Source organism: Streptomyces flaveolus (assembly GCF_044765825.1).
GTDB lineage: Bacteria > Actinomycetota > Actinomycetes > Streptomycetales > Streptomycetaceae > Streptomyces > Streptomyces flaveolus.
The window spans coordinates 101,319-112,118 of sequence record NZ_JBIWKU010000015.1 but is presented as its reverse complement, the minus strand read 5'-3'; the positions used below and the strand labels follow the sequence as shown (position 1 = coordinate 112,118).

Below are 10,800 nucleotides of genomic sequence, written 5' to 3'. Positions count from 1 at the left end.
CCGGTCAGCGCAGGACGACCGAGTGCGACCCGCGGGCGACCAGTTCGCCGATCACCGGTGCCCCCGGCACCTCACCGGCCACGAGCAGTCCGCCGGAGGTCTGGGCGTCGGCCAGGAGGATGCGGGTGTCGGCGTCCGTGTCCCCGAAGTCGGTGAACGGCGCCACCCACTCCAGGTTGCGCCGCGTGCCGCCGCTGACGTAGCCGTCGCGCACCGCCTCCCGCGCACCGTCCAGGCAGGGCACGGCGGCGGAGTCGAGCACGGCGGTCACCCCGGAGGCGCGGGCCAGCTTGTGCAGGTGGCCGAGGAGGCCGAAGCCGGTGACATCGGTGGCGCAGACCGCCCCGGCGTCCAGCGCGGCCGCGGCCGCGTCCCGGTTGAGGGCGACCATGGTGGCCACCGCCTGTTCGAACCGCTCGCCGGTGGCCTTGTGCCGGTTGTTGAGGACGCCCAGTCCGAGCGGTTTGGTCAGCGACAGCGGCAGGCCGGGCCGGCCGGCGTCGTTGCGCAGCAGCCGGGTGGGGTCGGCCAGGCCGGTGACGGCCATGCCGTACTTGGGTTCGGGGTCGTCGACGCTGTGTCCGCCGCCCACGTGGCAGCCGGCCTCGGCGGCGATGTCCAGGCCGCCGCGCAGCACCTCGCGGGCCAGCTCGAAGGGCAGGACGTCGCGCGGCCAGGCCAGCAGGTTGACCGCCAGGACCGGGCGGCCGCCCATCGCGTAGACGTCGGAGAGCGCGTTGGCCGCGGCGATGCGTCCCCAGTCGTAGGGGTCGTCGACGACCGGGGTGAAGAAGTCGGCCGTGGACACCACGGCCTGTGCGGTGCCGCCGGGCGGTGCCGACAGGGTGACGACGGCCGCGTCGTCGCCGGTGGCCAGTCCCACCAGGAGCGGGAAGTCGCTCGTGGTGGGCCGCGTCCGGGCCAGCGGGCCGAGCACGTCCTCGAGTTCGCCGGGAGGGATCTTGCAGGCGCAGCCGCCGCCGTGGGCGTACTGGGTGAGGCGGACGGCGGTCTCGCTCGTCGATGTCATGCCGTACTCCTGGGTGGTGACGGGACTCGGTGATGACGTGAACCGGTGGTGACGGGACCGTGGCCGGGTGCCCGTGTAGCCTGGCCGGGCGGTGGAGGCGTGTGGGTGCCTGGTGGCCCTCCCGGTCTTCAAAACCGAGGTGTCCGAGGATCTCGGGCAGGCGGGTTCGATTCCCGTCCGTCTCCGCTTCCGCCGCTCCCGGTGGCCGGTCGGCAGCGCCGGCGCTGGTCGTCCACCCGCTCCGTCAGTCCCCTGGCGTCCAGGTGCTCCAGCAGCGGTACGGCCACACGGCGCGTCGTGTCCAGCGCCCGGCGGGCCTCGCTGAGGGTGAACGGCTGGGGCAGCCGGGCCAGGACGGCGGCGGCCTCGGTGTCCGCGCCCGGCAGCAGCACGACGGCGTCGCCGACCCGCAGGAGCGCGCCGGCGGTGACGGCCGCGGCCAGGGCCTTGCGGGTGAGCCCGAGTTCGCTCAGCCGGTCCGCCTCGGGCGCGCGGAACGGCGCGCGGGTCAGGTCCCGGCGTACGGCGTCGACGGCCTCGCGCAGGGCCGGGGGCAGGGTGGGGCCGGCGTCGGCGCCGTACAGCCGCCCTTGCCGGTATCGGAGTCCGGGGCGGCCGGGGGTCCGGGCGAGGGCGTCGACCAGCAGCCGGTCGGGGAGGCCGAGGAGGTGGCGCGCGGCCTCGGCGGGCAGGCCCGGTTCCATCGGGTGCTGCCGGGCGTGCCGCGCGACCTCCTCGGCGAGGCGTGCGCGCAGCCGTGCCCAGTGGCCGGCGTCGGCCAGCCAGTCCCCGGCGACGGGCTCGGCGGGCGGGGGCACTCCCATCGCCAGCAGTTCGCCGCGCCGTACGAGCCGGCGCCGCCGCAGCTCGGCGGTGCCGTCCGGGCGTCCGGTCATCGTGGCGAGTTCCTCGGCGCGGGCGCGGCCCGCTCCCCGTCGGGTCAGGCGTGGCGGACGCACGTCGAGGACGGTCACCGCGCAGGGGGCGCGGGTGCCGCCCGGTTCGCGCAGGACGGCGCGGTCGCCGACGCGCAGGGGCAGCGGGCGGCCGAGCGCCAGCCTCGCCGTGTCCCCGCCGAGCGGGCGGACGGTCACCGGCACCGCGGCCGTCCCGATGTGCAGGGTCGACGCCCGGGGCAGGTCGGCGACCGGTTCCCCGGTGACACGCACGTCGGTCAGTGCGGTGAGCAGCCAGCGGTCCGGCGACAGCAGGACCTGGCCCCGGCGCAGGGTGCCGTCGGCGGCTCCGTGCACGTCGACCGCCACGCGGGCCACCCCGCTCACGGTGGTGCGTTCCTCGTGCAGGCACTGCATCCCGCGCACCCGCAGCTCCGCCCTGCCGTCCCCCGTCAGCAGCCGGTCGCCGACGCGCAGCGTGCCCGCGCCGAGGGTGCCGGTCACGACCGTGCCGCGTCCGCGCACCGTGAAGGCCCGGTCCAGCCACAGCCGTACGTCGGCGTCGGCCGGCGGCACGGGCAGCGACCTGGCCAGCCGCCCCAACTCCGCGCGCAGCTCGTCGAGTCCGGCGCCGGTGACGGAGCTCACCGCGACGGCCGGCACCTTGCCGAGGGAGGTCGCGGCGAGGCGTTCGACGGCGTCGGCCCGTACGGGCCCGGGGTCGGCGAGGTCGCTGCGGGTCACCGCGAGGACGGCGTGCCGTACGCCGAGGGCGTCGATGATCGCGAGGTGTTCCCGCGACTGCTGCTGCCAGCCCTGGTCGGCGGCGACCACGAAGAGCACGGCGGGCACCGGTCCGACGCCCGCCAGCATGGTGGCGACGAACCGCTCGTGCCCGGGCACGTCCACGAAGGCGAGATCCCCGTCCTGCTCGGTCCGGGTCCAGACGAATCCGAGGTCCAGGGTGAGCCCTCGGCGGCGCTCCTCCTCGTAACGGTCGGGCTCCATGCCCGTCAGCGCCCGCACCAGGGCGGACTTGCCGTGGTCGACGTGACCGGCGGTGGCCACCACCCGCATGACGCCTACCTCTCCGCCGCGGCCCGTACGGCCTCGGCCAGCCGCTCGTCGTCCTCGGCCGGTACGGCGCGCAGATCGAGCAGGCACCTGCCGCCCTCCAGGCGCCCCACCACGGGGATCCGGCCGGTGCGCAGCGCGGTGGCGTACGCCTCCGGGAGGGAGAGGGCTGCGCTGGGCAGGGTGACGCCCGGGGCACCGCCGCCGCCCACCGTCGCGTCGCTCGCGACGGCCCGCGCGTCGACGCCGTCGGCGCCCAGTGCGGCGGCCAGCCGCTCGGCGCGGTGCCGGAGCCGTACCGGGTCGGCGGCCAGGGCGTCGGCGGTCGGGGTGCCGGGGCCGGTCAGGGTCGCCTGCAGCGCGGCCAGGGTCAGCTTGTCCACCCGCAGTGCGCGGGCGAGGGGGTGCCGGGACACCGTCCGCACGAGGTCGTCGTGGCCGAGCAGCAGTCCGCACTGGGGTCCGCCGAGCAGTTTGTCGCCGCTGGCCGTCACCAGGGCGGCGCCGGAGCGCAGTTGGCTCTCGGCGTCCGGCTCCTCGGGCAGCAGCGGGTGCGGCGCGAGCAGTCCGGAGCCGATGTCGACGACGACCGGGGCGCCCAGCGCGGCCAGTTCGGCGGTGGAGGCGGCGCGGGTGAATCCGCTGACGCGGAAGTTGGAAGGGTGCACCTTCAGGACGAAGCCAGTCTCCGGGCCGAGGGCGTCGGCGTAGTCGGCGACGCAGGTGCGGTTGGTGGTGCCGACCTCGCGCAGCCGGGCGCCGGTCGACACCAGCAGGTCGGGCAGGCGGAAACCGTCTCCGATCTCCACCATCTCCCCCCGGCTGATGACGATCTCGCGGCCCGCGGCGAGCGCGGTCGCCACCAGCACCAGCGCGGCGGCACCGTTGTTCACCACGTGCGCGGCACCGGCCGAGGGCACCCGTGCCCGCAGGGCGGCCAGTGCGGTACGTCCCCGGCGGGCGCGTACGCCGGTGCGCAGGTCGAGTTCGACGTCCGTCGGCCCGGCGGCCTCCCGCACGGCGCGGCGGGCCGCCTGCGACAGGGAGGCCCGGCCGAGGTTGGTGTGCAGCAGTACGCCGGTCGCGTTGATCACCGGCCGCAGTCCGCCGGCCGAGGGCGGCAGGAGGGCGAGGGCCGTGTCCGCCACGTCCTCGGGGAGGAGCGTCCCTTCACGGGCCTGGTCCTGGGCCTGCCGGACGGCCGACTTCACCGTGTCGGGGCCGAGCCGGTGCACTGCCTCCGCGAGCCGCGGGTCCCGCAGTACGGCGTCGGTGCGGGGGATGCGGCGCCGGGTGTCCGTTCCCTCCCCGCCCTGGTGGTGCCCGCGCCCCGGAGCGCCGGCCGGCCCGCCCGCCGGCGCGGTTGCCTCCCGTACGGCCCGCTGGTCCACGTGCCCTCCCTGTCCGGCCGGTGCCGTGTCTGCCCGGGGACGCCCATCGTCCCCCAGTGCCCAGCACGAGTGTCACGACACGCCGGAAGCCAGGGCCTCGTCGTCACACACGCCGGGGCAACGGCGTCTTCGTCGGCGGCACCCGGAACTCCAGCGGTGACCGCGACGGCCACACGCTCGGCGGCGAGGACATCGCGGTCGGCCGCGTCGTCCGGCGCGGCATCGCCCACGCCAACGGCAAGCACGGGTTCACCTGCAACAGCAACCCGGGCTCGATGAACGGGTGTCGGACAACGTCAGCATCGACGACGCCCAGCGCAACTTCTCGTTCGATGCGGGCACTTCGGTGTTCCGCGGCAACGCCTCGTGCCGCAGCGGCGGCGGTTCGCACGACAGGACCGTGGGCGACGCCGACGGCACCATCCAGATTGGACCGGCTCGAACGGCTCCCGGTGCCCCGCGTACGGCGGAGCCCTGGGGTGGTCCTTCGCCTCGGACGGCCGCCTCGTGGTGACCTCCGACGGCAATCCGGTGAAGCCCTGACCCGCGCGGGCCGCCGGCCGGGCGTCCGCTCAGCCGACGGCCCGCTCCACGGGGATCCAGACCTCCGCGTCCGCCTGCGCCCCGTCCTCGGACACGCGGACGCGGAGGATCTCGGGACCCGGCCTGCTCCGGTACGGGTTCGAGGGGAACCACTGCGTGTACACGTCGCGCCACAGGTACTGGAGTGCCTGCGGGAACGGGCCGGAGCTCTCGAAGACCGCCCACGTCCCGGCGGGCACCTCGAGGACGTCCATGTCCTCGGGCGCCTCGGCCCCGGTCACCACCGCGTGGTAGTAGTCGAGTTCGGTGCCCTCCGCCCGGCTGGGGTCGAGCTGGTCGCTCACCCCCACGATGCCCTCCGGTTCCTGGTCGGACAGTGCCGCCAGGCGCCGCAGCGGCTCGGGGCCGATACCCCGGATGAACTCGGCGATCGAAGGGTTGACCCCCTCGTGGACCAGGGGCACCCGGGCCTTCCTGCCGACGACCCGGAACTCCTTCTTGTCGAGGATCCTGTACCGCATGCCGCTGCTGCCCTCCACGACGATCCGGAAGGACATCCGGGGCTGGGAGTGCAGCGCCGCACCGGTCCGCCGGGCCTCGCCCGGACCGACCCCGTGCAGGGCGCGGAACGCCCGCGCGAAGGCCTCACCGGACCCGTAGCCGTAGCGGATCGCGACGTCCAGCAGTGTCCGCTCACCCGCGAGCACCTCGGCGCCCGCCACCGTCAGCCGCCTGCGCCGGACGTACTCCGACAGCGGCATGCCGGACAGCGCGGAGAACATGCGCCGGAAGTGGTACTCCGACGTCCAGGCGACGCGCGCCAGTTCGGCCACGTCGATCTGCTGGTCGAGATGCGACTCGATGTGCTCCATGGCCTGGTTCAGCCGCTCCAGCACCCCGGCCTCCTTCCTGTTTTCCCACACTTCGCTTCCGTGGCGGCCGGCCCTCCGCACGGACGCGCCCGCCCACCGCCGGCTCGACCAGCAGCCGCTCCTCCGCCAGTGGCCCGCCCGCGGGCGGTCAGGACAGGGCGCGCCATGCCTCGTTCAGCGCCTCCCGGAACAGGGCGACCTCCTCGGCGGTCAGTTCGGCGACCATGCGCCGCTCCAGCTCGCGGGCCGGTTCCGCGTACTCGGCGAGCAGTCGCCGTCCCGGTCCGGCGAGCAGGATCAGGCGCTCGCGACGGTTGACCGGGTTGGGTTCACGCCGGATCAGGCCGCGGCGTTCCAGGGCACGCACCATGTCGGCCATGGTCTGGGCGGTGACGAAGGAGTCGCGGGCGAGCTGCGCGGCGGAGATTCCGTCGTGCCGCTCCAGCACGGTGAGGGCGGTGTACTGCAGCGCCGTGATGCCGGCGGGCCTGAGCAGCTCCTCGAGGCGGGCCCGCACCGCCAGCTCCGTCCTCTTGACCAGGTAGAGGAGCGAGGCGGTCACGTCCGCCCTCCCGAGGTGGCGGTCCGCGCGGATCGGTTCATGTCGCTCCCTTCGCTGTGCGCCGCCGGCTCGACGGCGCGTCCCACACTAAGGCATTGACAGGAATCCTGATGATTGCCCAGACTGCCGTTCATCAGGATTCCTGTCGATCCCGGCTCGGCCGGCGCTTCGGCATTCCTCTTCACACCGCACACGAGGGGCACCTCTCATGGATCTTCAGGGCAAAGTCGCCGTAGTCACCGGAAGCGGGCGCGGTCTCGGGCTGGGGTACGCGCAGGCACTCGCCGCGGCGGGGGCCGCCGTCGTCGTCAACGACGTCGACCGGGCCGCCGTCGACACGGCCGTCGCCTCGATCACCTCCGCGGGCGGCAGGGCGACCGGCGTCGTCGCCGCGGTCGGCGACAGCGAGGCGGCCCAGCTCCTGGTGGACACGGCGGTACGGGAGTTCGGCAGCCTCGACGTCCTGGTCACCAACGCCGGCATCCTGCGCGACCGCGTGCTGTGGAAGATGACCGACGACGACTTCGACGCCGTGGTCCGCGTCCATCTGCGCGGCACCTTCACCTGCGCCCGGGCCGCCGCCGTCCGCATGCGGGAGCAGGGCACCGGTGGCCGGCTGATCCTGATCTCCTCGCCGGCCGGGCAGCGCGGCAACTTCGGCCAGACCAACTACGCCGCCGCCAAGGCCGGGATCGTCGCCATGGCCCGGACCTGGGCGATGGAGCTGGGCCGCGCCGGCGTCACGGTCAACGCCGTGGTGCCGGTCGCCGCCACCGAGATGACCAAGACCATCCCGGCCTTCGCCCCGGTCATCGAGGCCGCCGAACGGGACGGCTCCCCGCTGCCGGACTGGCTGCGCAAGGACGAGGGACTCGGCACCGTCGAGGATGTCGCCGGCCTGGTCACCTTCCTGGCCTCGGACGCCTCGCGGGACGTGACCGGACAGGCCATCGGTGTCGGCGGCGACCGCCTGGCCCTGTGGGCCCACCCCAAGGAGAAGGCCGTCGCCTTCGCCGACGGCGGCTGGAACGCGGAGACGATCGCCGCGCAGTGGGCGGACGGCGTGGGCGCCGAGCCGGAGACGTACGGCATCCCGGCGCCCAAGGCCCCGGTGGCGTGACATGGGCGACCTCGCGCTGGATCTGGACCGGCTCACCGCCATCGACGTGCACACGCACGCGGAGGTCTCCAAGGACGGCCACGGAGCGCTGAGCCCCGAGCTGTTCGGCGCCTCCGAGAAGTACTTCAAGGCCCACGGGCACCGGCAGCCGACCATCGAGGAGATGGCCGCGCACTACCGTGAACGCCGCATGGCCGCCGTGGTGTTCACCGTCGACGCCGAACACGCCACCGGGCACCCGCGGATCTCCAACGAGGAGATCGCGGAGAGCTGCGCCGCCCACGCCGACGTGCTCGTCCCGTTCGCCTCCGTCGACCCGCACAAGGGGCGCGCGGGAGTGCGCGAGGCCCGGCGTCTGGTCCGGGAGTACGGCGTGCGCGGGTTCAAGTTCCACCCGAGCATCCAGGCGTTCTCCCCGAACGACCCGCTCGCCTACCCCTTGTACGAGGCCATCGAGGAACTCGGCGTGCCCGCCCTGTTCCACACCGGCCAGACCGGCATCGGCGCGGGTGTCCCGGGCGGCGGCGGCATCCGGCTGAAGTACTCCGACCCCATGCTGGTCGACGACGTCGCCGTGGACTTCCCGCAGCTGCGGATCATCCTGGCCCACCCGTCCTTCCCCTGGCAGGACGAGGCGCTCGCGGTGGCCACCCACAAGCCCCACGTCTACATCGACCTGTCCGGCTGGTCCCCGAAGTACTTCCCGCCGCAGCTCGTGCGGTACGCCAACAGTCTGCTGAAGGACAAGGTCCTCTTCGGCTCCGACTACCCCGTCATCACGCCCGACCGGTGGCTCGCGGACTTCGAGAAGCTCGACATCAAGCCCGAGGTCCGGCCGAAGATCCTCAAGGAGAACGCCGCCCGCCTGCTCGGCCTGCTCACGGACTGAAGGAGTCCTCGTGCTGAACCAAGGCCTCGGCTCATGGCCGGCCCGCCGGGCCCGCAAGACACCCGACCGCGTCGCCGTCGTCCACGAGGACCGCTCCTGGACCTACCGCGACCTGCACCGGCGTGTCCTGCGCCTCGCCCACGGCCTGCGGGCGCTGGGTACGGGGCGCGGTGACCGCGTCGCCTACCTGGGCCCCAACCATCCGGCCTTCCTGGAGACCCTGTTCGCCGCCGGCGCGCTCGGTGCGGTGTTCGTGCCGCTCAACACCCGGCTGGCGGCTCCGGAACTGGCGTACAACCTGTCCGACTCGGGCAGCACCGTCCTCGTCCACGGACCGGAGCAGGCCCTGGCCGCCCGCGCCGCCGCCGACGAGGCGGGGCTGTGCCACCGCGTCGCGCTGGACGGTCCCGAGGACGGTGCCCACGGCTACGAGGAGCTGATCGCAGGCGGCGCGGCCGGCCCCCTGGACGTGGCCGTGACTCCCGAGGACCCGTGCATGATCATGTACACCTCGGGAACGACGGGCCGCCCCAAGGGCGCCGTCCTCTCCCACGGCAACATCATCTGGAACAGCGTCAACGTCCTCGTCGACACCGACCTCGCCGGTGACGAGGTCACCCTGGTCGTGGCCCCGCTGTTCCACACCGCCGGTCTCAACATGACGTGCCTGCCCACCCTCCTCAAGGGCGGCCGCGTGGTCCTGCTCGGCGCCTTCGACGCCGAGCAGGTGCTGGAGACCATCGAGAGCCGGCGCGTGACCCACCTGTTCGCCGTCCCCACGATGTACGACGCGATGGCGGCCCGGCCCCGGTGGGCGACCACGGACCTGTCCAGCCTGCGCACCGTCACCTGCGGCGGCGCACCGGTCCCGGCACGCACCATCGCCGCGTACCTGGCCCGCGGCCTGGCCTTCAGCCAGGGGTACGGCATGACCGAGGCCTCCCCCGGGGTTCTCTTCCTGGACAAGGAGCAGACCTCGGCCAAGGCGGGCTCCGCCGGCGTGCCGCACTTCTTCACCGACACCCGCGTGGTCCTGCCCGACGGCAGCGACGCCGGGCCTGAGCAGCGCGGGGAGATCCTCGTGCACGGCCCCAACGTGATGAGCGGCTACTGGTGCCGGCCGGATGACACCGAGGCCGCCTTCACCGACGGGGGCTGGCTGCGCACCGGTGACGTCGCCCGTACCGACGCGGACGGCTACGCCTACATCGTCGACCGCGTGAAGGACATGTTCGTGTCGGGCGGCGAGAACGTCTATCCGGCCGAGGTGGAGGGCGCGCTCCTCACCCATCCCGCCGTGGACGAGTGCGCGGTGATCGGTGTGCCCGACCGGGTCTGGGGCGAGGTCGGCCGCGCCGTCGTCGTCCTCAGGCCCGGGGCCCGTGCGGCCGAGGACGACCTCCTCGGCCACCTCCGGGGCAGGCTCGCCAAGTACAAGATCCCCAAGTCCGTGATCCTCACGGACCGTCTGCCCCGCACGGCCTCCGGCAAGATCATCAAGTCCGCCGTCCGCGACCTGCACGCGGGCGGACCGTCCCACCACTCCCCCACGTGACGCACCCTGCTGAACCTTCGAAAGGATCTTTCATGCCCACCACCGCCCATGGAATCGACGGACTCAAGGCCCTCGGCGGCACCGACCTCGGGCGCACCGAGTGGCGGGAGATCACCCAGGACCGGGTGAACACCTTCGCGGACGCGACCGACGACCACCAGTGGATCCACACGGACCCGGAGAGGGCCAAGGACGGCCCGTTCGGCGGCCCGATCGCCCACGGGTACCTCACGCTCTCCCTGATGATCCCGCTCTTCGGTGAGCTGCTGGACATCACCGGCATCTCCATGAGCGTCAACTACGGTCTGGACAAGGTCCGTTTCCCCAGTCCCGTCCCGGTCGGCGCGAAGATCCGCCTGCACGGCGCCGTCGGCACCGTGGAGGAGGTGAAGGGCAACGGCGTGCAGATGCCGCTGACGTTCACCGTCGAGGTCGAGGGCAGCGACAAGCCGGCCTGCGTGGCGCAGGCGGTCTACCGCCACTACGCCTGACCCGGCTCCCGCGGCGCCGGCCGTGTGGGCGTGCGGCTGGTCCGCCCGGGTGCCGTCCGGCGCCGTCGGCCCGCCGGACGGGCATCCAGGTCGCCATCGACCTGATCGCCGATCCGGCGTGGGACGAGGAACGCCTCCGGTTCGTACGGGAGGTCGCAAATCCAGCACGCCGTGGTCCCGACCGCACTGCCCGTGGAACGCTGCCACGAGGAGCCGGTGCGCACCCAGGCCGTGATCCACCCCAAGCACCTGGGCCTGCGCACCGCCTTCGGCGCGGCCGGGGGGACGACGGCACGGGTGCGCGCCGGCACGGCAGTACTGCGTGGGGAGTACCGCAACCGCGGTAGGGGCATCGGCATAGTGCCTCCGTACGCACA

Annotated in this window: 8 protein-coding genes, 1 tRNA gene and 3 pseudogenes; 7 read left to right on the top strand and 5 right to left on the bottom strand. The window is 73.8% G+C overall.

All coding sequences use genetic code 11. The features are described from left to right. Positions 1-4: 4 nt before the first annotated feature. Positions 5-1,030 carry a selenide, water dikinase SelD gene (gene selD, locus ACIRG6_RS33900; RefSeq protein ID WP_403325501.1) on the bottom strand — a complete coding sequence of 342 codons (1,026 nt, stop codon included), beginning with the start codon at positions 1,028-1,030 and terminating at the stop codon, positions 5-7. Between the two features lie 93 nt (positions 1,031-1,123). On the opposite strand from selD, the gene ACIRG6_RS33895 reads away from it, so the two are divergent. Continuing rightward, positions 1,124-1,217: transfer RNA gene (locus tag ACIRG6_RS33895), tRNA-Sec, on the top strand. Positions 1,218-1,260: 43 nt separating this feature from the next. Here the strand turns inward: ACIRG6_RS33895 and ACIRG6_RS33890 are convergent. Further along, positions 1,261-3,003 (bottom strand): annotated as a pseudogene (locus tag ACIRG6_RS33890) (SelB domain-containing protein); the annotation flags it as partial. Positions 3,004-3,008: 5 nt separating this feature from the next. After that, positions 3,009-4,283: an L-seryl-tRNA(Sec) selenium transferase gene (gene selA, locus ACIRG6_RS33885; RefSeq protein ID WP_403325608.1), complete on the bottom strand. Its 1,275-nt coding sequence runs from the start codon at positions 4,281-4,283 to the stop codon at positions 3,009-3,011. Between the two features lie 227 nt (positions 4,284-4,510). Here selA and ACIRG6_RS33880 point away from each other — a divergent pair. Further along, positions 4,511-4,934: pseudogene (locus tag ACIRG6_RS33880) on the top strand (silent information regulator protein Sir2); the annotation flags it as partial. A gap of 29 nt (positions 4,935-4,963) precedes the next feature. Here ACIRG6_RS33880 and ACIRG6_RS33875 read toward each other — a convergent pair. Together ACIRG6_RS33875 and ACIRG6_RS33870 are read right to left on the bottom strand one after the other, a co-directional pair. Next, on the bottom strand, positions 4,964-5,830 hold the full coding sequence (locus ACIRG6_RS33875; RefSeq protein ID WP_403325605.1) for an AraC family transcriptional regulator: 867 nt from the start codon (positions 5,828-5,830) through the stop codon (positions 4,964-4,966). Between the two features lie 124 nt (positions 5,831-5,954). Further along, positions 5,955-6,368 carry a MarR family winged helix-turn-helix transcriptional regulator gene (locus ACIRG6_RS33870; RefSeq protein ID WP_239767269.1) on the bottom strand — a complete coding sequence of 138 codons (414 nt, stop codon included), beginning with the start codon at positions 6,366-6,368 and terminating at the stop codon, positions 5,955-5,957. 208 nt (positions 6,369-6,576) lie between these two features. On the opposite strand from ACIRG6_RS33870, the gene ACIRG6_RS33865 reads away from it, so the two are divergent. The 5 genes and pseudogenes from ACIRG6_RS33865 to ACIRG6_RS33845 all read left to right on the top strand — a co-directional run. Then, complete coding sequence (locus tag ACIRG6_RS33865; RefSeq protein WP_318217246.1) at positions 6,577-7,488, top strand: SDR family oxidoreductase; 912 nt, start codon at positions 6,577-6,579, stop codon at positions 7,486-7,488. Positions 7,489-7,504: 16 nt separating this feature from the next. Next, positions 7,505-8,377, top strand: coding sequence for an amidohydrolase family protein (locus ACIRG6_RS33860; RefSeq protein ID WP_350721389.1), 873 nt, complete (start codon positions 7,505-7,507; stop codon positions 8,375-8,377). 10 nt (positions 8,378-8,387) lie between these two features. Beyond that, positions 8,388-9,932 carry an acyl-CoA synthetase gene (locus ACIRG6_RS33855; protein WP_403325497.1) on the top strand — a complete coding sequence of 515 codons (1,545 nt, stop codon included), beginning with the start codon at positions 8,388-8,390 and terminating at the stop codon, positions 9,930-9,932. Positions 9,933-9,964: 32 nt separating this feature from the next. Next, positions 9,965-10,423 carry a MaoC family dehydratase gene (locus ACIRG6_RS33850; protein WP_403325494.1) on the top strand — a complete coding sequence of 153 codons (459 nt, stop codon included), beginning with the start codon at positions 9,965-9,967 and terminating at the stop codon, positions 10,421-10,423. A 65-nt stretch (positions 10,424-10,488) separates the two neighbouring features. Beyond that, positions 10,489-10,732 (top strand): annotated as a pseudogene (locus ACIRG6_RS33845) (hopanoid C-3 methylase HpnR); the annotation flags it as partial. Positions 10,733-10,800: the final 68 nt, after the last annotated feature.

Excerpts from the sequence above, each read along its gene's own strand:
- selD (WP_403325501.1), bottom strand. The coding sequence starts at position 1,030 with ATGACATCGACGAGCGAGACCGCCGTCCGCCTCACCCAGTACGCCCAC.
- ACIRG6_RS33865 (WP_318217246.1), top strand. The coding sequence starts at position 6,577 with ATGGATCTTCAGGGCAAAGTCGCCGTAGTCACCGGAAGCGGGCGCGGT.
- ACIRG6_RS33850 (WP_403325494.1), top strand. The coding sequence starts at position 9,965 with ATGCCCACCACCGCCCATGGAATCGACGGACTCAAGGCCCTCGGCGGC.